Origin of the sequence: Sphingomonas sp., assembly GCF_035998645.1 — a bacterium.
Lineage (GTDB): Bacteria > Pseudomonadota > Alphaproteobacteria > Sphingomonadales > Sphingomonadaceae > Sphingomonas.
On the sequence record NZ_DASYHL010000003.1, the window covers coordinates 408747 to 431651 of the forward strand.

Annotated in this window: 15 protein-coding genes; 5 read left to right on the plus strand and 10 right to left on the minus strand. The window is 67.7% G+C overall.

Features of this window, described 5'->3' with window-relative positions:
* The first annotated feature begins 53 nt into the window (after nucleotides 1–53).
* The 3 genes from VGN66_RS05755 to VGN66_RS05765 are packed head-to-tail and all read left to right on the plus strand — an operon-like array spanning nucleotide 54 to nucleotide 4440.
* On the plus strand, nucleotides 54–1559 hold the full coding sequence (locus VGN66_RS05755) for a tryptophan halogenase family protein (protein WP_327517903.1): 1506 nt from the start codon (nucleotides 54–56) through the stop codon (nucleotides 1557–1559).
* Complete coding sequence (locus VGN66_RS05760; RefSeq protein ID WP_327517904.1) at nucleotides 1556–2953, plus strand: tryptophan 7-halogenase; 1398 nt, start codon at nucleotides 1556–1558, stop codon at nucleotides 2951–2953. Before VGN66_RS05755 ends, VGN66_RS05760 begins: the two co-directional genes overlap by 4 nt.
* Entirely contained in the window at nucleotides 2950–4440 is a 1491-nt protein-coding gene (locus VGN66_RS05765; protein WP_327517905.1) for a tryptophan halogenase family protein, read from the plus strand. The genes VGN66_RS05760 and VGN66_RS05765 overlap by 4 nt, the downstream gene beginning before the upstream one ends.
* 159 nt (nucleotides 4441–4599) lie before the next feature.
* Here the strand turns inward: VGN66_RS05765 and VGN66_RS05770 are convergent, their stop codons facing one another.
* Both VGN66_RS05770 and VGN66_RS05775 read right to left on the minus strand, forming a co-directional pair.
* A complete protein-coding gene (locus VGN66_RS05770) occupies nucleotides 4600–5340 on the minus strand; it encodes a GntR family transcriptional regulator (protein WP_224923093.1) in 741 nt (246 codons plus the stop codon).
* Between the two features lie 69 nt (nucleotides 5341–5409).
* Nucleotides 5410–6465: a glycosyl hydrolase family 18 protein gene (locus VGN66_RS05775; protein ID WP_327517906.1), complete on the minus strand. Its 1056-nt coding sequence runs from the start codon at nucleotides 6463–6465 to the stop codon at nucleotides 5410–5412.
* A gap of 100 nt (nucleotides 6466–6565) precedes the next feature.
* Here VGN66_RS05775 and VGN66_RS05780 point away from each other — a divergent pair, with 100 nt between their 5' ends.
* Complete coding sequence (locus VGN66_RS05780) at nucleotides 6566–9118, plus strand: family 20 glycosylhydrolase (RefSeq protein WP_327517907.1); 2553 nt, start codon at nucleotides 6566–6568, stop codon at nucleotides 9116–9118.
* A 51-nt stretch (nucleotides 9119–9169) separates the two neighbouring features.
* Here VGN66_RS05780 and VGN66_RS05785 read toward each other — a convergent pair whose 3' ends face one another.
* Nucleotides 9170–10966, minus strand: a complete 1797-nt coding sequence (locus VGN66_RS05785) for a tetratricopeptide repeat protein (RefSeq protein ID WP_327517908.1) — start codon at nucleotides 10964–10966, stop codon at nucleotides 9170–9172.
* Between the two features lie 133 nt (nucleotides 10967–11099).
* Here VGN66_RS05785 and VGN66_RS05790 point away from each other — a divergent pair, with 133 nt between their 5' ends.
* Nucleotides 11100–12746 (plus strand): MFS transporter, encoded by a 1647-nt coding sequence (locus VGN66_RS05790; RefSeq protein WP_327517909.1) that lies wholly within the window; start codon nucleotides 11100–11102, stop codon nucleotides 12744–12746.
* Between the two features lie 12 nt (nucleotides 12747–12758).
* Here the strand turns inward: VGN66_RS05790 and VGN66_RS05795 are convergent, their stop codons facing one another.
* From VGN66_RS05795 to VGN66_RS05825, 7 genes are all read right to left on the minus strand, one after another.
* On the minus strand, nucleotides 12759–12920 hold the full coding sequence (locus tag VGN66_RS05795) for a hypothetical protein (protein ID WP_327517910.1): 162 nt from the start codon (nucleotides 12918–12920) through the stop codon (nucleotides 12759–12761).
* A gap of 158 nt (nucleotides 12921–13078) precedes the next feature.
* The gene (locus VGN66_RS05800) at nucleotides 13079–13732 is read right to left on the minus strand and encodes a response regulator transcription factor (RefSeq protein WP_327517911.1); all 654 of its coding nucleotides are present in this window, start codon (nucleotides 13730–13732) and stop codon (nucleotides 13079–13081) included.
* The gene (locus VGN66_RS05805) at nucleotides 13729–15954 is read right to left on the minus strand and encodes a HAMP domain-containing sensor histidine kinase (RefSeq protein WP_327517912.1); all 2226 of its coding nucleotides are present in this window, start codon (nucleotides 15952–15954) and stop codon (nucleotides 13729–13731) included. The genes VGN66_RS05800 and VGN66_RS05805 overlap by 4 nt, the downstream gene beginning before the upstream one ends.
* Nucleotides 15951–16319 carry a response regulator gene (locus VGN66_RS05810; protein WP_327517913.1) on the minus strand — a complete coding sequence of 123 codons (369 nt, stop codon included), beginning with the start codon at nucleotides 16317–16319 and terminating at the stop codon, nucleotides 15951–15953. The genes VGN66_RS05805 and VGN66_RS05810 overlap by 4 nt, the downstream gene beginning before the upstream one ends.
* Before the next feature lie 90 nt (nucleotides 16320–16409).
* Nucleotides 16410–18362 (minus strand): sialate O-acetylesterase, encoded by a 1953-nt coding sequence (locus VGN66_RS05815; RefSeq protein ID WP_327517914.1) that lies wholly within the window; start codon nucleotides 18360–18362, stop codon nucleotides 16410–16412.
* 16 nt (nucleotides 18363–18378) lie between these two features.
* Nucleotides 18379–19614 (minus strand): alginate lyase family protein, encoded by a 1236-nt coding sequence (locus VGN66_RS05820; RefSeq protein ID WP_327517915.1) that lies wholly within the window; start codon nucleotides 19612–19614, stop codon nucleotides 18379–18381.
* Complete coding sequence (locus VGN66_RS05825) at nucleotides 19614–22739, minus strand: TonB-dependent receptor (protein WP_327517916.1); 3126 nt, start codon at nucleotides 22737–22739, stop codon at nucleotides 19614–19616. Before VGN66_RS05825 ends, VGN66_RS05820 begins: the two co-directional genes overlap by 1 nt.
* Between the last annotated feature and the right edge of the window lie 166 nt (nucleotides 22740–22905).

Below are 22905 nucleotides of genomic sequence, written 5' to 3' on the forward strand. Positions count from 1 at the left end.
CGCCAGTTCCTGACGGGGCTGGCGCCGTCGCCTTGGGGCGGTAAGCTTTGGCAATGACCAAGCGGTTCGATCTGGTGATTGTCGGGGGCGGGACCGCCGGCTGGATGTGCGCCGCGGCGTGCGCGGCGAAGCTGGACCCCGCGCGCTATCGCGTCCGGCTGGTCGAATCCGAAGAGATCGGGACGGTCGGCGTTGGCGAGGCCACGCTGCCGCAGATGAAGGATTTCAACGACTATCTCGGCCTCGATGAGGTCGCGTTCATGGCGGCGACCCAGGCGAGCTTCAAGCTGGGGATCGAGTTCGTGAACTGGGGCCGTCAGGGGGATCGTTACATCCACCCGTTCGGCACCTTTGGCCGTCCGATCGGCGAGGCGGATTTCTTCAGCTATTGGGCGCGCGCCAATGCGGCGGGCCGCGCCGCGCCGCTGCCGGACTATTGCATCGCCATCGCCATGGCCTGGGCCAATCGCTTCATGCTGCCCAATGGTGCGGCGGGGGATGTCCGCAACGCGTTTTCCTACGCCTATCATCTCGACGCTTTCCTCTACGCCCGCTTCCTCCGCCTTTGGGCGGAAGAGCGCGGGGTCGATCGGGTGGAGGGACGCATCGTCACCGTCGAACGTGATGGGGAGAGCGGGGGTATCGCGAGCGTGACGCTGGCATCGGGCGCGCAGGTGACCGGCGACCTGTTCGTCGATTGCTCGGGCTTTCGCTCGCTGCTGCTCGGCCAGACGCTTGGCGTCGATCTGGAGGATTGGGCGCGCTGGCTGCCCTGCGACAGCGCGGTCGCGGTGCCGTCGGCGCGGTCGGACGACTTCACCCCCTATACCCGCTCGACCCGCCGCCCGGCGGGTTGGCAATGGCGCATCCCGCTCCAGCACCGCACCGGTAATGGCTATGTCTATGCCAGCGCGCACATCTCCGACGATGAGGCGGCGGCGACCCTGCTCGCCAATCTCGATGGCGCGGCGCTCGCCGACCCACGCGTGCTGCGGTTCAAGGCGGGGAGGCGGCGGCGGGCGTGGGCGCATAATGTCATCGGCATGGGGCTGGCCGGCGGGTTTCTCGAGCCGCTCGAATCGACCAGCATCTACCTCGTCCAGATGGCGATCATGCATCTGCTGACGCTGCTGCCCGACGGCCCCGCGATCGACCCGGCGCTGCCCGCCGAATTCAACCGCGTGATGGATGTCGAATATGACCGCATCCGCGACTTTCTGATCCTGCACTACGCCGCGAACGAGGCCGATGCGCCGCTGTGGCAAGCGGTGACGACGATGGAGCTGCCGGAGTCGCTCCACGGGCGGATCGAGGCGTTCCGGCATCGCGGGCATGTCCCGGCCTATCGCGACGGCCTGTTCGGCCCGACGAGCTGGCAGGCGGTGTTCGTGGGGCAGGGGATCGTGCCGCGAACCGGCGACCGGCTCGCCGATGCGATGCCCGACGACGTGCTGGCGCAGCGGCTCGACGGGTTCGCCGCGTCGGTGGCGAAGGGGATCGCAGACGCGCCATCGCACGCGCAGTTCGTCGCGCGCTATTGCCCGGCCCCCGCGCTGTGAGTCCGGTGCGGAGCGTAGCGGTGCTGGGCGGCGGCATTGCTGCGCCGATGGCGGCGCTGGCGCTTGCGCGCGCTTATGGACGGCTGGGCGTCGCGGTGACGTGGTACGACACTGGAACGCTGCCCGCGCCGCATGCCGCGCTCGCCGCGCCGCCCGATCTTGTCACCTTCCACCGCTTGCTTGGCCTTTCCGACGCGGCGCTGATCGACCGGGCGGCGGGCACACTCAGCCTTGGGCAGCTTTATGCCGGATGGGCGGGGGACGGGAGCGGGTTCCTGCACGCCTATGGCGACGCCGGGACGCCCTTTGCCGGACGGCCCTTCGTCCAGCACTGGACGCGCGCGCGGCATGCCGGGCTGGGGGTGCCGCTGGAGGAATTCTGCCTCGCCGCCGTCGCCGCGAAACAGGGGCGGATCGGTCAGCCGCACGATCCGGCGACGCGGCAGGCGGTGAAGCACGGCTGGCACCTCGACGCCGCGGGCTACGCCGCGCTGCTGCGGGAGGCATGCGGCGGCGCAGGCGTGCGGATCGAGCCCGCTCAGCATACGCCGCCCGACACCGATCTGCTGGTCGATGCTGATGGCGGCTGGTCGGCTGCGGCAACGGGGGCGCCGCCGCGCTGTGACCGGATGATCCTGGGTTCGGCGGAGCGGCGCGATCCGGTTCCGCTCTACGGCCGCGTCGTCGCGCATGATGCGGGGTGGACAATGCTGACCCCGCTCGGCGACCGGCTGGCGGTCGCATGCCACTATGCGAGCGCGCAGATGGATGACGCTGGTGCCCGCGCGGCGATGGCGGAGGCTGTGGGAGGGTCGGTCGATGCGGACACACCGCAGCCGGTCGAGGCTCGCCGTCAGCCCGGCTGGAGCGGCAACCGCGTCACGATCGCCGAACCCGATGGCGAGTCCGCGACCTTCGCCGCCGCCGGACTGCTCGAACTCCAACTCGCCATCGCTCAGCTGATCCTGCTCTGGCCGGTCGACCGCGATGCGATGCCGGAGGCGGCGCTCTACACCGCAGAACTGGCGGGCACGCGCGCGCGGATCGACGATTTTTCCGCGCAGCATTTCCACCTCGCCCGTCGCACCGGGGCGTTTTGGGACGCGGCACGTGCCGCCCCCGTCTCGCCAGCGCTGGCGGCCAAGCGCGACCTGTTCGCCGCGCGCGGCATGTTTGCGCAGGGCGACCATGAGGCGCATGTCGAGGATGGCTGGGCCTTATGCATGGCCGGCCATGGCATCGTTCCGCGCAGCCCCGACCCACAGGCGATGCTGGTCGACGAACAGCAGTTGATGGTGGAGTTCCAGCGCCAGCTGCGCGCCATCGCCGCCGAAGTGCGCGCGATGCCGACCCATGCTCAGGCACTCGCCCAGTTGAAGGAAGGATCGGCATGAGCGCGCGGACCCGGCCCATACGCCGCATCGTCATCCTCGGCGGGGGCAGCGCCGGGTGGATGACTGCCGCTGCGCTCGCCCGCGCGCTGGCGGGGCAGGGCCATGCCATCACCCTGATCGAATCCGAGGCGATCGGCACGGTTGGCGTCGGCGAGGCGACGGTCCCGCCGATTCATGACTTCAACCGCTATCTGCGCATCGACCCCGCTGAGTTCCTCCGCGCCACCAACGGCACGATCAAGCTCGGCATCCAGTTCGATGGCTGGGGTGGGCGCGACGCCTCCTATTTCCACCCGTTCGGCTATCTCGGCATCGAGATGGGCGGGATCCATTTCCACCATTACTGGCTGCGCCATCTGGCGCAGGGCGGCGCAGGCGATCATGCGCCCTATAATCTGGAAACGCTGGCGGCACGCGCCGGGCGTTTCGCCCCCGCGACGCGGCACGGGCCGGTGCATCACGCGGTGCATTTCGACGCCGCCGGCTATGCCCGCTTCCTGCGCAGCCATGCCGAAGCAGGCGGGGTGGTGCGGGTCGAGGGCAAGGTGGCGGAGGTGCGCCTCGATCCCGAGGATGGGTTCATCGATACGTTGCTGCTCGACGACGGCCGCACGATCGATGGCGATCTGTTCGTCGATTGCTCGGGCTTTCGCGGGGTGCTGATCGAGGGCGCGCTGAACAGCGGCTATGTCGACTGGTGCCATTGGCTGCCGTGCGACAGCGCGGTGGCGATGCCGTCGGAGCGGCAGGGCGACCCGCCGCCCTTCACCCGCTCGACCGCGCGTGAGGCAGGCTGGCAATGGCGCATCCCGCTCCAGCATCGCGACGGCAATGGCTATGTCTATTCGAGCGCGCATCTGGATCACGACGATGCGGTGGCGAAGCTGACCGATCGGCTTCCCGGGAAGGCGTTGGCCGACCCCAATCGGCTGCGTTTTGTTGCGGGGCATCGGCGCGTGATCTGGAACCGCAATTGCGTCGCCATCGGCCTCGCCGGCGGGTTTCTCGAGCCGCTTGAATCGACCTCGATCCATCTGATCCAGACCGCGATCATCCGGCTGCTCGCACTGCTGCCGCGCGACGGCTTCGACCCCGGCATCGCCGCGCGCTTCAACCGTGAGACGATCAACGAGGTCGAGCGCATCCGCGATTTCGTCATCGCGCATTATGCGCTGGCCGGGCGCGATGACACGGACTTCTGGCGCGACATTGCCGCCGCGCCGATCCCGGACAGCCTGGCCGAGCGGATCGCGGTGTTCCGCGCGACCGGCAACATCCTGTTCGAGCCGGGCGACCTGTTCGGCCCGACCAACTGGTATTGCGTGCTGGCGGGGCAGGGGGTGCGGGCGCAAAGCTGGCACCCGATCGCCGATGGCCTTGCGCCCGATGAACTGGCGCGCAGGCTGGCGACCTTACGCGGGCGGGTGGCCGAGCAGCTGTCCGAACTGCCCCCGCACACCGCCTATCTCGCTAGTCTCGCGCGCTAGAGCGTTCAGCGTTTAATCTGGATCGCTCTACAGCCGTTTGCCCTGAGCTTGTCGAAGGGCAGCAGACTGTCCTCTTTGAGCGCAGGAAAGGTGCTTCGACAACCCCGGATCAAGTCCGGGGACAAACGGCAAAGTGGGTCAGATTTTACGCGCGATGCTCTAGTTGCTGTTGAGTTCGGCGACCACGTCATAGGCGTCGCCGCGATAATAGCTCTGGGTGAACTCGGCGGTGCGCCCGTCCGACAGAAAGCCGCGCCGTTCGATGAACAGCCCCGGTGCGCCCGGCTCGATCCCCAGCACTTCGGCCTGTTCGGGGGTGAAGGCGATCGCCCGCAACCGCTGCAGCGCGCGCACGGGCAGATGGTCGTTGGCCTCGAGCGCCGCATAGAGCGAGTCCCCGACCACCTCGACCGAGGGCAGGCAATAAGCCGGGATCGTCGCATATTCGAGCGCCATCGAGGTGTCGTCGGCGTAGCGGATACGGTGAAAGCGATAGACCAGCGAACCCGGCGACAGGCCGAGCGACAGCGCCTCCTCCGGCGTCACCGTGCCCGCAGTCTTGCTCACCCACTCGCTATACGGCCGCCGCCCGCGCGAGATCATGTCCTGCGAGAAGGAGGTCAGTTTCGAGAAGCTCTTCTCGACCCGTGGCCGCGTGACGAAGGTGCCCGCGCCGCGTCGCCGTGCGACCAGCCCGTCGCTGACCAGCCCGTCGATCGCCTTGCGCACCGTGATGCGCGAGACGTCGAACTCTTCGGCCAGGTCGCGCTCGGTTGGGATCGCGTCGTCGGCCTTGACCACATGCCCGTCGATCGCGTCGCGCAGGATCTTTTGCAGCTGGAGATAGAGCGGGGTGGGGTCATCCTTGTGGAGCGGTCCCACAATTTCGATCAGCGACAAGGACGTTGCTCCACCTTCGGCCGGGCGCATCGGCGCCCGACCCACATGTGTTGCATTGGTATCGTCGCGTCAATCGCTGCCGCGCGACTCGTTCGCAGAAAGTCCCTTGAGCGCGGCGCGGGCGAGCGCGTGATCGGCGCTGTCGTGCGACAATTCCCACACCATCACCCCGGCGGCGTGGCGCATGGCGAGGCGCGCCTTGGCCGCGATCGTCGTCGGGCCGTTATAAGTGACGTAGCGACAACCGGCACAAGCCTTCCCGATCACGTCCGCCTTCGCCGCCTCCGGAAAGGTCTCGACCAGCTCGCGATAGGACCAATTCGCCGCGTGGCCGTTGAAGCCATAGCCGTAGAAGGGGACGCCCAGCACCAGTCGTTCGCGCGCGACGCCGCGTTCGCGCCACAGCTTCAGATCACGCTCGGCCATCGCCAGCGGTGCATGTTCGGCCCCCGCCGGCCCCCAGCCCGGCCCAATCGCGTCGTAGGACATGACGTTGACCAGATCGAAATACGGGACCGACGAAACCGGGATCATCCCGCCTTCATAGGATGCGGTGGCGCAGGTCAGCAGCTTGCCGCGCGCCTTCAGTTCCCGCGATAGCGCGGCGATGAACGGGGTATAGTCCCCCGCCCGGTCGATCGCCGTCAGCAATTCGCCCTCCAGATCGACATCGACCCCGTCGAGCCCAAGCGTATCGGATAGTGCGACCAGCGCAGCAACCGTCGCATCGCGCCGCTCGGGCGCGAGCAAGGCCCGCCAGTCGCCCGAACAGCCGGGGATGACCCCGCCGCCGATCGACACCAGTATCTTCGCACCCTGTGCGCCCAGCTGCTGCACCTTCGCGCGCAGGTCCGCGACGGTGGTTGCTGCGCCGAACGGGGCGGGCATGCACGTCAATTGCCCGTCGCGAGCGAACGCGCCGGTCGCGTCGGGATTGGCAAAGGCGATGTTGAAATGGGTGTAATCATCCAGTCGCGTCCGCGCGATCGTCATGTCGATGCCCTTGAACGCGGCGACATAGCCGACCATCACCGGCTTGCGCGGTGCGGCATGTGCGGGGGATAGGACTAATGCAAAACCAATCAGGCTCATCAGCGCCGCGCGCATCGTGGCTGTCATCGTCATCTGTCCGATCTCCCCTCGCAAAGCGGTCGAATTGCCGCGATTGACCTTCTGCAAACGATATGACAACTTAAATACAAATCGTCGAGAGGGAGCAAGGCGAATGCGCGGAATCGGCTGGATGGGGGCATTGGCGCTGAGCGTGGCGGGGCCAGCCGTCGCACAGGGCAACGCACCGCCCCAGGCCGCGCTCGACCAGCTCGCCGCCGGGCTCGATTACCGGTTCGAAGTGGTCGACAACCGTCCGGTCTGTCCCGAGGGACTTGCGAACTGCTTCCTCGCGACGATCACCCTGACCTTGCCGGAACAGCTCCCGCCCTCGCTGCGCAAGGGCGCTGACCTCTCGCTCTATTTCAGCTTCGTCAATCCGCTCGACCGGATCGAGAGCGACCTGTTCGACTATCGCAACATCAATGGCGATGTGCAGCAGCTGACGCTGAAGCCCGGCGCTGTGCTGCGGCCGGGTGCGCGGCATGTGATCAAGCTGTGGGGCGTCGGTTCGCACCTGTCGCGCGCGGTGGTGATGCCCAATGCCTATCTGGTGGCAGAGGGCCGGCAGGCACGGGTGATCGCGGCGACCCGCGACACCATCGACCCCGATACCGGCCTGCCCGCATTGCGCTTCGTCGCGCCGATGACCGACGCGGCGCGGCTGACGAGCAAAAGCGACAGCGACAAGACGGTGTGGCTGACCCCCGAGCGCGCGTTCGTGCAGAATGCCGAACGTGCGGCTGCACCCGCCAGCGGGATCGTGATCCTCCCGCGCCCGAGCCATGCTGCGCAGCATGACGGTGCGGTAGTCGACCTGACCAAAGGCATTCGGCTGACGCTCACCGGCGTGGATCGCGCCGCAATCGCCCCCGCGCTGGCCGCGCTCGGTACCGATGAGACCGGCGCGCTACCGCTGCGCGTCCGCGTCGATCCAACGAGCGGCATCGCGCCCGAAGGCTATCGGCTCGACGCGCGCGCGGACGGCATCGCGATCACCGCCGCTGATGCTGCCGGGGCCAGCCACGGCTTGCGCTCGCTTGCGCAACAGGCTGCATTCGAACAGCGCAAGCTGCGCCCCATCACCGTCGAGGACGCGCCGCTCTACCCGCATCGCGGGCTGCATCTCGATCTTGGCCGCAATTTCCATGGGCGCGACCAGATCCTGAAGCTGGTCGAGGCGATGGCGGCGTACAAGCTCAACAAGCTGCATCTGCATCTGGCTGAGGACGAAGGCTGGCGGATCGAAATCCCCGCGCTGCCCGAACTGGCGCAGATCGGGTCTGTGCGCTGCCACGATCCGGCGGAGAAAACCTGCCTGCTCCCGCAACTCGGCGCGGGGCCGGACGGCAAGTCTGGCGTGAACGGATATCTGACCACCGCCGACTATGTCGAAATTGTCCGGGCGGCGGCGGCGCGCGGGATCGAGGTGATCCCGTCGATCGACATGCCCGGCCATTCGCGCGCCGCGATCGTCGCGATGGAGCGGCGCCATGACCGGCTGGCAGCGGCGGGCAAGCGCGCGGAGGCCGATGCCTATCGCCTGATCGACCCCGCCGACACGACCAAATATCGCAGCATCCAGCATTATACCGACAACACGCTCAACGTATGCATCCCCGCCACCTATCGCTTCGTCGACACGGTGGTGGATGCGCTGGCGGCGATGCATGGCGCGGCGGGCGCACCGCTCAAGACCTTCCATCTCGGCGCGGACGAGACTGCGGGCGCCTGGGTCAATTCGCCCGCGTGCAAGGCGATGATTGCGGAGAATGGCAGCGACGCACGCAACCTGACCCCGCGCTTCATCGAGCGCGTCGCCACCACGCTCGCGGCGAAAGGCATCCGCGCGGGCGGGTGGAGCGACGGCATGGGGCATACCGATCCGGCGCGGATGCCGGCGAACGTGCTGACCAACATCTGGGGCGTGCTCCACACCGGCGCGATCCGTGAGGCGCATGACCAGCTCAACCGGGGATGGGACGTGGTGCTGTCGATCCCCGACCTTGGCTATTTCGACATGCCCTATGCGCCGCATCCGGATGAGGGCGGCTATTACTGGGCCTCGCGCGGGGTCGACAGCCATCAGGTGTTCGGCTTCATGCCCGACAACCTCCCCGCCAATGCCGCGCTGATCCCCAACATCAGCGCCCAGCCCCAGTCGATCGAGGACAAGCCGATCCGCGAACCGGGCCGCCGCATCACCGGGATTCAGGCGCAGCTGTGGAGCGAAACCGTGCGCACCGACGCGCAGGTCGACTACATGCTGTTCCCCCGCCTGCTCGCGCTGGCCGAGCGCGGCTGGACGGCGGCGCGGTGGACGCCCGCCTATCGCCCCGGCCAGTCCTATGCATGGCATGACCCGCGCGTGGATCGCGCCGCGCTGTCCGCCGAGTGGCGCGATTTTGCCGGGCGGGTTTCGGCGCAGTTCGCACCGCTCGAGCGGATGGGCGTCGCCTATCGCGTCGCCCCGCCGGGCGCGCGGATCATCGGCGGCACGCTGGAGGCGAACAGCGACCTGCCGGGCGTGATCATCGAATATCGCGAGCGCGGCGGGAAGTGGACGCGCTATGGCGGCCCGGTGACCGTGCGCGGCCCGGTCGAACTCCGCACCCGCTCCGCCGATGCCAGGCGGAGCAGCCGGATCGTTGCGGTCTCGGCGCCATAACGCGGCCTGACGTAATCCGGTCAGCGCCGCCGCAGAGGCGCGGACCCGAGTCTAGCGCTTTGTCGCGTGCGCCAGCTGCCAGTTCGCGTCGACGTTGCCGAGAAACACCACGCGGCGGTCGCTCAGGACGGTTTTGGCGCGGGCGTCATAGTCGGTTGATTGCCCGGCATCGGCGAGGAGGTAGCGCACCGCGTCGCGCCAATAGGTCCGCTGTTCCGCCGCATCGCCGCGACACTGGCGCAGGTGCAGCGCCAGATTGATGTTTCCGATCACCCGGTTCGGAGACACCGTGCCGGCTTCTCGGGCCCAGATCGCCCGCGCCTCGCGTGCCGCGTCGAGCCCGTCGCACACCCCCATCGCCTTGCGATATTGTGCCCAGCGATTGAGCGCCGTCGCCAGATCGGACGATCCGGCGGGAAAGCGTGCTTGGGACAGTTGCAACGCCAGTTCCTGAAACGGTTTCGCCTGTTCGAGGCGACCCAGTTGCACCAGCGTGACCGCGACATTGCCGACCGACACGATCAGCAAATCGTCGCGCGCCAGCGTGGCCTCATCCTTGCCCTCTCCCAACCGCAGGGTCGTCGCCTCGATATGCGCGGCGAGCGCATCCTCGCGCCGATCGAGCTTGTCTAGGATATAGCCGAGCGTGCTGAGTGCGCGTGCGATCAGCGGATCGTCGGCGCGCAGTGTCGCCCTGCGGATCGTCAGCACGCGGCGCGACATGATCTCCGCGTCGGCCAGCCGTCCGATCTCGGAGAGGGATACGGCATAGTTTTGTAGCACGTCGGACAGGTCGTTCTGCTCGGCAGTGCTCAACGACGCCATTTCGTCGATCGGCCTGGCCATGATCTGAACCGCATCGAGCGCGCGGCCGCGCCGCAAGAGCACGGTGGCAAGCGCCGAGTATAGCCGGACGCGCACCTTGACCGCCGCATGCGATGTCCCATCGGCGCGGAGGATGGCGGCGCGAAGTCCGGCTTCTGCGGCATCAAGATCGCCCAGATCGCGGTCATAAATCGCGATGTCGCCCATGACGTCCAGCGTGGTGTCGCCGCGCGCGCCCTCGACTGCGATCGCGAGCGCCAGCGCCTCGACCGCCACGGTGCGGGCCTCGGGCAAGCGGCGCTGTTCGAACAGGCTGAGCGACAGCAGGTCGAGCGTCGCCAGCCTTGCCGCCCGTCGCCCCTCGCCAGCGCGCGCGTCCAGCGCAGCGGATTCGCGCAGCCGTGCCTCGGACTCGGCATAGCGCGTCAGGTTCAACAGGGTCTGGCCTTCGCGCCACAATGCGTCGGCCAGCTTCGCGGGGTCGCCGATGCGGCGCGCAACCGCGGTCCGCTCGACCGCGAGCGGCAGGGCGTCGTCGTAGCGCCTGAGCAGCCGCAGCGTCAGGTGCAGGTCGGACAGCGCCTGTGCGAGCGCGGGGTCGTCCACGGGTGCCGCCGCCCGTCGCGCCGCCAGCACGGTGCGATAGAGCGATTCCGCCGCCGCATAGTCGCCAGCGACGAAGCGGCGGTCGGCGGCCTTGCTGCGCAAATCGGCGAGCTCGCGGTCCTGCGGCGGCAGGACCAGTTCGGCATAGTGCAGCGCGACTGCCAGCAGTTTGTCGTAATTGGGCGCATCGCCAGCCATGTCGGCCATGCGGATCATGAACATCACGATGTCGAGGCAGGTGTCGCCCGGATCGGGCGCCGCCATGCATTGCTCGAACGCCGGGAGGATGATCGCTCCGGCTCCGGGAAAATCGCGGGCCGCCAGCCTCGCCTCGGCAGCCGCTGGCACCGCGACGCGCTCCGCCGCGAGCGCGCCGGTCGAGATCGAAAGCAGGGCCAGAGTCAGGAGAATGCGCATTTGGAGCGACCATAGCGACTGCGCTTCGATCCGCATCTGACAATCATGGTCTGCGCGTACGGCGTGCGCCGCGCCTGTCAGGATTTTCCAGTCGATTGGATCGCTTGCCGATTTGCGGCATTGAGCGGGGGTCATGCCGCAACCGTCTTCCGGTCCATTTTCTGTTTCGCTGTTCCGCGCCGTGTGGATGGCGAGCCTCGTCTCGAACTTCGGCGGGCTGATCCAGTCGGTCGGGGCGTCATGGATGATGACGGGGCTCGGCGCATCGCCGCAGATGATCGCGTTGGTGCAGGCATCGGTGAGCCTGCCGATCATGCTGCTGTCGCTGTGGGCGGGGGCGGTGGCCGACAATCTCGACCGGCGTCGGGTGATGCTCGCCGCACAGAGCTTCATGCTGCTGGTGTCGGCGGGCCTTGCCATCGGCGCGTGGCTTGGCTGGATCACGCCCTGGACGCTGCTCGCGTTCACCTTTCTGATCGGGTGCGGCACGGCGATCAACGGACCGGCGTGGCAGGCATCGGTGGGGGACATGGTGCCACGGCCGATGCTGCCCGACGCGGTCGCCTATAACAGCATGGGCTTCAACATCGCGCGCAGTACCGGACCGGCGCTGGGCGGTGCGATCGTGGCAGTGGCGGGGGCGGCGGCGGCGTTTCTGGTCAACGCGGTCAGCTATCTGGGGCTGATCGCGGTCCTGTTGCGGTGGAAGCCGGACCTGCCCGCGCGCAGGCTGCCGCGCGAGCGGCTCGGCGTCGCGATGGCGGCGGGGATCCGCTATGTCCGCCTGTCGCCCAGCATTCGCGTGGTGCTGGTGCGTGCCGCGCTGTTCGGGTTCGCGGCGAGCGCACTTCCGGCGCTGATGCCGCTCATCGCGCGCGACCTGATCGGCGGCGGTCCGCTGACCTATGGCCTGCTGCTCGGCGGCTTTGGCACCGGGGCGGTGATCGGCGCGATCGGTGCGCGGAGGCTGCGTCAGGCGGTGTCGACCGAGACGCTGGTCCGGCTGGCTGCGCTGGCGCTGGCGCTGGGGGCCGGGCTGGTCGCGCTTCAGCCGGGGCTGGTGGGGACGCTGATCGCGCTGGTGCTGGCGGGTGCTGGCTGGGTTACCGCGCTCTCGACCTTCAATGTCAGCGTCCAGATGGCATCACCCCGCTGGGTCGTCGCGCGGGCGCTGTCGCTGTACCAGATGGCGGCATTTGGCGGGATGGCGGCCGGAAGCTGGGTGTTCGGCCTGATTGCCCAGCACCATGGGCTGGCCAGTGCGCTGCTCCTCGCTGCGCTGGGGCAATTGGTCGGGATCGCGGTGGGGCTGTGGCTCGCGGTGCCGGAGATCAATCAGCTCGATCTCGATCCGCGCGACAGCTGGCGCGAACCCGAAACCCGGGTGCCGGTCGAACCGCGTAGCGGGCCGATCGTGATCACGATCGAACACCGCATCGCCGAAGCCGATATCGCCCAGTTCCTGAGCGTGATGAGCGAACGGCGCCGCATTCGCCGGCGCGACGGCGCGCGGCACTGGACGTTGCTGCGTGATCTGGGTGAGCCGGAGCTGTGGATCGAGCGGTACCATGTGCCGACTTGGACCGACTATGTCCGCCACAATCAGCGCCGCACGCGTGCGGATGATGCGAACAGTCTGGCGCTGCGCGAACTGCAGATCGATGGCATCGCGCCAGTCGTGCACCGCCGGATCGAACGTCAGACCGGATCGCTGCCAATGGGGCGGCTGCCCGATGCCCGCGAGCTGGATCCGGTGACCGACGCTACGCGATCAAGCTGAACGCTCGGCGTTTCAGGGCCAGACGGGACGTTCCTGCGCCAGAGTCGCGCGGCGCTCGAACTCGCGCATGATGGCGAGGCGGGCTGAGCGCTGGGCCGGGGATACGGCGCCGAGCGCGAGGCCGAGTTCCTGACGGGCGCGCCGTTCGAAATAGGTGGCAAATTGCTGCTGCACGGTGTCCCCTCCCGGATCTGATGGTCTGTCCTGCGGCCCGACAGAGATCGGGTTGGCGCAGTTACGGGAATAGACCTTCAGCCGGTGGCGCGCATCTCGGAGAATTACGCGCCGTAGCATTACGGGAACGTGCGTTAACCAATTTGCGGGGGCCGCCGTTAGTCGGTGAGGATCGCGCCTTCGGGTTCGAGCTTCGCCTCGATCGCCATGCGCACCACTTCGGCGAGCGAGCGGACGCCGAGCTTGGTCATCAGGTTCGCGCGATAGCTTTCGACCGTCCGGAACGACAGGTCGAGCCGGCGCGCGGTCATCTTCGCCGACAGCCCCAGCACCATGCCGTGCAGCACGTCGAGTTCGCGCGGGGTGCAGCCGGCGAACCGCGCGCGTGCCGCCGTCAGCCGCTCATTGGTCGCGGCGGCGGCGATCCGGCGGACGCGTGCGGTTTCGATGCTGGACTTGAGCAGATCGAGCTGGGCGGGCTTTTCGACAAAGTCGATCGCGCCGGTGCGCAGCGCGGATACGGCGGTCGCGATACTGCCGGTGCCGGTCAGCATGACCACGACATGATCGCTCTTGCGATCGGTCAGCGCCGTGTGGACCTCCATCCCATTCATGCCGGGCATGGTCAGGTCGAGCACGACACAGCCGGCGGGCAGCTCGGCCTCGACCGCCAGAAATGCCTCGCCGCTGGCAAACCCGCTGACGACATGCCCCGCATCCTCCAGCGCGTCGGCCAGCTCGTTGCGCAGGTCGGTATCGTCATCGACGAGGTAGATCGGGTCCTTGTCCTCAAGCGTCGCGTCGGCGGTCATTTAAGGCTCCATGGTGAGGAAAGCGGGAAGGTCAGCGTCAAGGTGGCACCCGGCCCCGGCGCATTGCCGGACAGCGCAATGCGGCCGCCGATTTCGTCGACGATCTGGCGGCAGATGAAAAGGCCAAGGCCGGTCCCCTTGCCCGCAGGCTTGGAGGTGCTGAACGCGTCGAATGGAGATTCGGCGAGCGAATCGGACAGGCCGGCACCATCGTCGCGGATCGCGATTTCGACATGCTCGTCGCGCTTGGCGATCTCGATCCGGATCGATGTCGCGACTGCCCCGGTGCCGCGCGCCTGCTCGATTGAGTCCGCCGCATTCTGCAGCGCGTTGACGATGATCTGCTCGATTCCGATCCGGGGCAGCATCAGCGGGGCAATCGTGCCGCGCGCGACGATGCGCAGTTCGATCCCGCGTTCGTGGAGCACCGGGCGCATGAAGCGCGCGGCGTCGTGGATCGCCTGCACCAGATCGGTCGGCTCGCGGTCGCCGCGCTCCTCGCGGGCGTAGGTCGACGTCCGCTCGATGATCGCCGATGCGCGCGCGACCTGTTCGAGGATGCGGACATATTTCTGTTTCGCCCGGTCATAGGCGGGAGGATCGCGTTGCAGCATCGCCGCGCCATTCTCGGCGGCGAGCGAAATGGTGAACAGCGGCTGGCGCAATTCGTGGCTGAGCGCGGAGGCCATGCCGCCGAGTTCGATCAGCCGCGCATTGTGCAGCATCTTGGTCTGCATCGCTTCGGATGCGCGCAACCGGATGAGGCAGCCGAAGCGCCATTCGCACGCCACCGCGTCATACTCATGCGCGAGCAGCAGGAACCAGTTTTGCGCCTCTGAATCCGCCACGCGGAACTCGGCCATGATGTCGTGGGTGCCGCGCAGCGAGGTCAGCGCGCCGCGATCGGCGGGGTTGAACGGGAGGGTGACATCACGCGCACCCGCACCCGGGGTCAGCTCCAGATAATGCAGCGCGTCGTCGCCGATGCGCAGCCCGCTCATCAGCCGCAGGTCGATCGCATTGCGCAGTTCGTCCACCGTGCGGGCAAGCCGCTCACGCTCGTGATCGGCGTCGAGATATTCGTCGGTCGCGGTGCGCAGCATCTTGAGCACTGCGGTGGATTCGAGGAAGGGCGCATCGACCGTCTCGATCCGCCGCCGGCCCGCGAAATCCTGCACGGCATCGTCCCACAGCCGCATCGAGCGGGAGAGCGAGCGGCGGAATCCGAACAGCACGACCTCCGCCAGCAACAGATACGCCATCAGCGGCAACAGTCCGGCGAGGATCGTGCGGAAGATCTCCAGTACCAGCGGGCGGGTCGCCACCAGAATACTCACGCCACCGCGCGTTTCAGCGACGACGCATGCGCGCATCCAGAAGGTGAAGGTGTTGCGATCGTCCGGCCCGCCGATGCCGCGGTCGGTTCGCGAACAGCCCAGCCGTTGCGCGCCGGCGGCAAGTTCGGCGGTCGGCACTGCGATCAGCGCGAGCGGAGCTTCGGACCCGGCCACGTGGATGGTGGCCGGCAGCGGCCTGGTCGGCGCGTTCGCGTGCAATTCGCTGACCACGGCGCGGATCTGATCCTCAAGAATGGTCAGCCGATTGCCGAAATTGGTGAGGGTGCCCATCAGGAACAACGTGGCCGCGCCGGACACGGCGACCGACACCAATGCGTCGAGCGAAAGCTGGAGCGACACGACCCGTGCGCGGCGCAACCGGCAGTCGCTCCCGTCGCGCACGATCAGCAGCGTGACGATGTCCGCGATCCCGGCCAGCGTGACCTCGCACAGGATCTTGCGCAGCAGCACGACCGACGTCACCTCGATCGGGGCGTTGAAGTGCCAGTAGACCAGGCCCCCTGCGACGGCGGTGCCTATGGTCAGCTGGTAGAAGAAGGTGATGGTCGAAAAACTGAACTGGCGCGGGCGAAACCGCGCGACCACCAGGACATGCCCGATGGCGAGCAGGACCGATACCGGATGCCCCCACCACCAGATCGACGGCGCCATGGTGAGCACTGCGGTGACCAGACCCCAGCGGATGCCGAACCAGCGATAGGCGACCAGATAGAAGAGGGGGCCGAGATAGAATTCGAACCCCGGCGCCAGCACGAACCGGCTGCTCGACAGCCATACTGCCACCGCGAGCGCGACCATCCAGCCGGCCGCCGCGGTCAGGCTGGAAACCGCGGGGATGTTGAACTGGCGCGATCCCGCGATCACGCGGTGTCCCCGGTGACGATGGCGCGCAGCGCGCCCGCCGACAGCGGCTTGAGCAGCAGCCCGAGGCTGAGGGTAGCGATCTCGTCACGCGCGGCCGCAGTCAGATCGAGATGGCCGGTCATCAGGTAGACGCGCGGCGTCGGTGCGTCGCCGCACCCGCGCAGCTTCAGCGATCGCAGGACATCGAGGCCGTTTTCGGTCCGCAGCTTATAGTCGCACAGCACCACCGCGTACGGGCCATCGCCCGCCGCGCGTGCCGCTTCGCCGGTTGCAACGCTGACCGCTTCGAAGCCCCAGGTCTCCAGCAGGTCGACCAGCTCTTCGCGCAGTGCGTCGTCGTCCTCGATGATCAGCGCTCTCGACATGCTCCCCCTTCGCGAGCCGGCTATCCTAACCGCAAAGTCGCGTATGCGATGCCCGTAGAAATACAGGTAGATTGCGGGGAGGGGAGCCCGTCAGTCGATCGTGATGCGGAACGGCACCAGCGGCAGGCCGGATTTTGCATAGAGGTTGATCGCGGGGCTGCCCTGCCAGGCATAGCGGACTTCGCTCGCCGGGCGGCCATCGTCGAGGACCAGCACCGACTGGCCCTGCACGGTCGCGCGCGCAAAGCGGCACGCCCCGGTCGCATCGCACAGCTCGAACCCGACCGGCTCCAGTGCGCCGCTCACCGCGAGTCCGTCGGCGGAGCGCAACGTGATGGCGATGCCTTCGCCGGTGCGGCTTGCCTTGAGCGGCTGGGGCGCGGCGGGGCGGGCGATGCCATAGGCGACGCGCAGCGCCTCCTGACCCATGCGTTCGCCGACCACGTCCTTGTGCGCGGGGTGGATGTCGGTGACGACGCCCAGGTCGATTGCGACCGCCAGCCCGGTCCCGGCGTCTTCGTTGGCGACGATGCGCTGCGCCTCGCGCAGCTGCGCCCAGGGGGCATCGACGGGCCGGATGCTGCGCGGGCCATAGCCGGGCAGCTGAACGACCACGACCGGCAGCGCGGGATCGGCGAAATGCGCGCGCCATGAGGTTCGCCATGCCCGCAGCGCGCCGGCATAGGCGGCGGCCCGGCTGGAGTTCGATTCGCCCTGATACCAGGCGATGCCGCGCAGGCCGGTTCCGGCGAGCGGCGCGATCATGCCGTTCCACGCCATCGTCAGGCCGCGCGGCATGCTCCACGGGATTGCAGGCGGGGCGCCCTTCCACGCGCTGTCGGCGGTGCCGCGGCGATAGCGCCACGATCCGGCCAGCGGCTTGCGTGCGCCGCCGGGCAGCACCAGCGCGAGCGCGTCGGCCGGGCTGCTGAACCCGCCGCCGCCCATCTCGTCGATCACGCGCACGGCGATGCTGTTCTCACCCGCGCGCAGCACGCCGGCCGGGATGCGGTAGCTGCGCGCTTCGGCGGCGACGAGTTGCGCGCCCACCGGCACGCCGTTGATCCACACCCGGTCGCGTTCGTCGATCCGACCGAGCTGGACCACGACGTCCTTGCCATCGCCAAGGTCAGCGGCGGTCAGCGCGATGCTGGTGCGGAACCACATGATCCCGTCATAGCCGCCAAGGCCATCGACGCCCGACCGCTCCCACTGGCCGGGCACCGCGATCTGCTCCCAGCCGCTGTCGTCCAGGCCCGGCGCGGCCCATGCGGCGCCGGCCGAGCCGGGATCGACCTGTTCGGCCCAGCGGTCGGTCGCGTCCACTGCGGCAGCCAGCGCCGCCGCCGGGTCGGTAGCATAGCGGTCGAGCCACGCGAGTTGCTCGGCCGATGCCCCGGCGGTGCGCAACGCTGCGGGCGACATCCAGTCCTCGATCGTCGATCCGCCCCAGGCGGCGTGGATCAGGCCGAGCGGGGTCTTTGGATCGTGGCGCAGGATTTCGCGCGCCATGTGCCAGCAGGCGGCGGAAAAGCCGCCGAGATTGTCGGGCGCCGCGCGCGACCAGGCGAGTTCCGGCACGATGTCGCGTGCGGGCTTTGCCTCGGCGGTACGCTTGAGCTTGAGCAGCCGGACCGGCAGCCCGGTACTCTCCCGCGCGGTGCGGTCGGGATTGGCGCTGCCCGATACAGGCAGGTCCATGTTCGACTGGCCCGAACACAGCCAGACATCGCCGGTGACGACATCGTCGAGTTGCAGCGACGCGCCGCTGGCCGACCGGACCGTGACCGCGCCGCTCTGGCCGCGTGGCAGTGAGGGCAGGGTGACCTGCCAATTGCCCTGCGCATCGGCGCGCGCACGGGCCGTGGCTGTGCCGAAGGTGACGGCGACCTCTTCCCCCGGCTGCGCCCCGCCGCCCCGGACCTGCGCGGGTTTGCCGTGCTGCAGGACCATGTGGCTCGACAGATGCGGCGCAACGGTGAGCGGCCCGGCTAGCGCCGGCGTGGTGGTCAGCGCGAGCGCGATCAGGGCGGTTCGGGTCATCGTCACTCTCATTCGATCAGCGCGGATAGGGGACCAGCCAGCCGGAATCGGCCGCGGGCACCTCTGGCGGGGCGAGGCGCGGATCGCGGAAGCCCCAGGTCGCGAGGGTCAGCATCGTGTCGCTCTCCGCCATCGCCCGCGCGCGGCGGCCGGGGTCGGCGAGGTCGATATCCTTGAACGGCCAGGCGTCGAGCCGCGCGCGATAGCCGGCGATATAGTCCACCCCCCGCCGCAGCGGATTGGCTTTCGCATCGCCCTGCCACAGATCGACGCCGACACACTCGCCCAGCATCGCCATCTGGACCCCGGCGCGCAGTGCGAAGGCGGAGTAATGCCAGCTGCGCGTCCGGGCGGTTTCGGCGGGCAGGGTGCCGGCGGCGTCGATCTGGGGGCCGAGGCGGCGGGTGAGGAAGTCCTGCGCCAGCCGTTGGGTCACGCTGTCCATCCGCGCGAACAGCGCGAACTGGCCGAGCAGCATATCGTAATAGACGCCGTGGTTGTTCTTCGCCGCGCGCTGCCCCTTGCCGTTGGGGCTGGTCGCCAGCCAGGTCGCGAAATCACCGAACCAGCCCTCAATCGCGCGCTGGTCCTCGGCGGTGATCGCCTTGCTGGTGCCGAGCACGCCAATCGCCTCGATCACCGGAACGAGGCGCGTCGCCTCGACGATCCCGTCCGGACGCCCGGCCGAGACGCCGGGCACCGCCTGCGCATAATCGAGATTGGGGTTCATCCGCGTTGCGGGCGTGACGAACCACGCGCGGAGCAGCTTTGCCGCATGTTCGGCATAGCGGATGTCGCCGGTCGCGTGCCACGCCAGCGCCAGCGTCTCGACATCGCGGCTGAACGCACCGAGCCGCTGGACGTCGAACCGGTCGCCATTGCGTTCCGGATTCACCTCGCCGTCGCGGCGGCGATAGGGTTCGCCATCGGGCTTCGACGCGTCTGGCCACCAATAGGGGCCGATCGACAGATAATCGCGCTTGTCGCCGCTGCCCGCCGCGCGCGGCTTTTCGGTGACGCTGTACGGTCCGCGACGCAGCGCCGCGTCTGCGCCACGGATCAGCCGCTGGCGTAGTGCCGGGTCGCTTGTGGCAGCGGCACGCTGCGCTGCCAGCCATTCGGGCCGCCACAGAAACGTGCGCTGCCCGCTGGCGAGGTAGCCTTCCGCGCCCTTGCACTGTGCCAGCGTCGGGGTCGCAGTGGCGGGTGCGGCTGCTAGCAGCACTCCCGCGAGCAGTGCCGCTCCCCGCATCAGAACTTCACCGTCACGCTGAGCGCACCCGTGCGCCCATCGAAATCGGCGACGCGGTTGAGGCGCGGATCGCCTTCATATTCCTCACGCCGCGAATTGGTGATGTTGTACACCTCCAGCCGCAGTTCGAGCCATTTGCTCGGCTTGAGCGCGCCCGAAAAGTCGAGCTGCCCGCGCGGCCGCACGCGGCTGGCGCTGCCGGTGAAGGTCGATCCGCCCGCCAGTTCGATCTCCGAGGCGTGGTTGTACGCCATGCGCAGCTGGACGAGGCGGTCCTCATAATAGCCGATGATGTTGTAGGTGTCGTTGGCGACATTGTAGAGCTTGGTGCCATTGGCCCCGCCCGAACGCACGCGGGTATAGTTGAACACGCCGCCGGTGTTGCTCAGGAAGCCGGGCAGGAAATCGAAGCGCTGCTGGATCTGGAATTCCAGGCCATTGACGGTGATCGCGTCGGGGTTGTTCACGATCTGGTTGATTGTGATGCGCTGGTTGGCGGTTTCGATCGGGTTGCCCTGATTGATCCGGCACCGGCCCGACCCGTCGATGAACAGCGGGCCGAAGGTCTGGCCCTCGATCGTGAAGCTCTGTCCGGCGGGGCAGAAATTGTTGAGGGTGAGGATGTCGTTGGTCACGCGCTTGTTGAAATAGCCAAGCGCGATCACGCTGCCCGGGCGGTTGTACCATGACACGCCGAAGTCGAACGCGCGCGAGCTGCGCGGCTGAAGCCCGAAGCGGTTGACGTCGATGCGCACCGCGCTGACCGTGTCGCCAGCCTCGGGGTCGACATCCTCAAGGATGCGGGTGGGGGCCGGGCTGAATTCGACCAGATCGAATGCTTCGAAGGTTTCGTAATAGGCCGCGCGTGCCACCAGCTTGGGTGTGATTTCAAAGACGAGGTTGGCCGAGGGCAGCCACGCGCTGTACTTGCCCGTCGCGGGTTCGGGCTGGAGGAAATAACCGGGCCGGAAATCGGCCTGGGTAAAACCGAGCGCGGTGTAGAAATCGAGCGCCTGATCACGGGTCACGCCCGACAGGTTCGATCGGACATAGCGCATACCGATATTGCCGCGCACCGGCAGCCCCTTCCACTGCTCCAGATCGAACTTGGTCATCGCGAACAGCTCAAGATTGTCGCGTGTGGAGTTGAAGTTCTGCCCCTCGACCCGGTTCAGCGGGAAACGCTGGATGAACCCGGTCAGCGAGTTGCGCGGGGCGAGTGCGAGGATGTTGGCATAGGTGATCCGGCTGCGCGCGGCCGGGGTCAGTTCGGGGAAGAATGCTGCCAGCTGGGCCGCGGTCGGCGCGAAGGTGACGCCCGGCGGAACCGTGCTGATGACCGGGTAGATCGCGGCTTCGATGTTGCGGATGTTGAGCGAGTAGAAATTGCCGAACTCGGCCCCCGGCGCGCCGCCGCCAAAGAAGGTGCCGCCGGAGGTGACGGCGTCGTTCAGGCGGAAGATGTTGTTGGTCAGATTGTTGAGCTGCGTGCCGATATTGGCGTTTTCCTGGAACGTCTGATCCGCAGTCTCCTGCTGATAATAGGCGCCGACCTTCACGCTGGTGAACGGACCGAACTCGACGAACCGCTCGACCTTGAAGTCGGCGGCGAGCATATCGCGCTGCACCCGCACGCCATTGCCGCTGGCGGTGAAGACCACGTTCTGCGGACGGGTCGAGTTGCGCGCCTGAATCGCATTGCCTGCGCTGACCGTGTAGGTGCCGTTGCCGACATTGAGCAGCGCGCTCGGCACGGTCAGGTCGAACAGGAAGTCACCATAATTGCCAAGCCCGGTGTTGATGATCGCATAGGCGCCGTTGCCCGCGTCATCGATCCCGTCGCCATTGACGTCGGCACGGCCGGTATTGGGCTGGATGCGCTGTTCGTACAGGAACTCACGCTTGTCGCCGACCGCCTTTGACCAGGTGCCGACGAAATCGACCGCCCAGTCATCGTTGCGGAAATTGACCTGGGGGTAGATCGCCCAGCTCTGGTCGATCGAGGGAAAATTGCGGTTGCCGATCGGGATCGCAAAGTCGCTCGCGGCGATGTTGTTGACGACATAGATATTCTCGAGCGAGCCATTGGAGCCGCGATCGAACGTGCCCAGCGAGACCGGGGCCGATAGCGGGGTAACGATGCCGGTCGCATCCTGCGGAAAGGCGATCAGCAGGTCGAGATTGGCGTCGGACAGGTCGCGGCGGGTGTAGATGCCGTCGACGCGCACCTTCAGCGCATCGGAAATCTCCCACTCCATTCCCGCGCCGCCCGACAGGCGGTAGCCCTGATTGGTCTGCGAAATCTGCCGCACTTCCGATGGGAAGACGATGTCGTTCACGACCCCGTTCGTGTCGGTAAGGGGGATGTCGAACCCCGGATTTGCAGCCGCAAGCTGAGCGCGGCGCGCGGCGCTGAACGAGGTGTAGGAATTGACCCGGATCGTGTCGCGGCGGAAGCTCTGCTTGGCGTAGGAGCCGGTGGCATAGACCCCGAAATTGGGGGTGATGCGCTTGACCGCCGACAGGAAGTAACCGGGATTGGCATCCTCGGTCGTCTCTTCATATTGCAGCTCGGCGCGGGCGACGAACCCCTGCTTGCGCGACAAGGCGGAGCGCAGGCGCAGGTCGACGTTGGAGGCAAGGCCGCCCGCCGGAATCTCGGCGGTGAACGACTTGATCACGTCCGCGCCGCTGAAGATCGCCGCGTCGAAGATGCCGAACGGATTGCCGTTGCCGCGTGTGCCGAAGGTCGGCGTCGCGATGCTCTGCCCCATCACCGTGGTCTTGGTGTACTGGCTGGGCAGGCCGCGCACGCTGATCGACGCATCGCGCCGGTCGGCGGAGCGGTTGATCTGGACGCCGGGAATGCGCTGCAGCGCCTCACCCAGGTTGAGGTCGGGGGTGCTGCCGATATCATCGGCGGAAATGCCATCGAGGATCACATCGGCCTTGCGGCGGATATCGAGCGCGTTTTCCAGCGACGCGCGGATGCCGGTGACGACCACTTCCTCTTCCTGCTCGGGTTCGTCGGCAGGCGTGGCTTCGGTCTGTTGCGCATAGGCCGTGGGCATCAGCGCGGTTGAACCGAGCGCCGCGACCCTGATCGCAAGAGCCAATTTCTTCATGCTGTCACTCCCCTAAGTGTCTGAGCCGATCTGATACCGGTGTCATCCGCGATTATGGTTTTACGACCCGCGGCACGTCGCCTGTTCGTTCAATCTGTTGAATGCAGTTCGGTCGGCATGCGTGAACTGCAGAGGCGCGGGGCGATCATCGCGTGGGCGATCCGTC

Bases quoted from the DNA above. Each gene is read 5' to 3' on its own strand.
- VGN66_RS05820 (WP_327517915.1), bottom strand. From the start codon at position 19,614: ATGCGGGGAGCGGCACTGCTCGCGGGAGTGCTGCTAGCAGCCGCACCC.
- VGN66_RS05755 (WP_327517903.1), top strand. From the start codon at position 54: ATGACCAAGCGGTTCGATCTGGTGATTGTCGGGGGCGGGACCGCCGGC.
- VGN66_RS05825 (WP_327517916.1), bottom strand. From the start codon at position 22,739: ATGAAGAAATTGGCTCTTGCGATCAGGGTCGCGGCGCTCGGTTCAACC.
- VGN66_RS05815 (WP_327517914.1), bottom strand. From the start codon at position 18,362: ATGACCCGAACCGCCCTGATCGCGCTCGCGCTGACCACCACGCCGGCG.
- VGN66_RS05800 (WP_327517911.1), bottom strand. From the start codon at position 13,732: ATGACCGCCGACGCGACGCTTGAGGACAAGGACCCGATCTACCTCGTC.
- VGN66_RS05775 (WP_327517906.1), bottom strand. From the start codon at position 6,465: ATGACGATGACAGCCACGATGCGCGCGGCGCTGATGAGCCTGATTGGT.
- VGN66_RS05780 (WP_327517907.1), top strand. From the start codon at position 6,566: ATGCGCGGAATCGGCTGGATGGGGGCATTGGCGCTGAGCGTGGCGGGG.
- VGN66_RS05765 (WP_327517905.1), top strand. From the start codon at position 2,950: ATGAGCGCGCGGACCCGGCCCATACGCCGCATCGTCATCCTCGGCGGG.
- VGN66_RS05810 (WP_327517913.1), bottom strand. From the start codon at position 16,319: ATGTCGAGAGCGCTGATCATCGAGGACGACGACGCACTGCGCGAAGAG.
- VGN66_RS05785 (WP_327517908.1), bottom strand. From the start codon at position 10,966: ATGCGCATTCTCCTGACTCTGGCCCTGCTTTCGATCTCGACCGGCGCG.
- VGN66_RS05790 (WP_327517909.1), top strand. From the start codon at position 11,100: ATGCCGCAACCGTCTTCCGGTCCATTTTCTGTTTCGCTGTTCCGCGCC.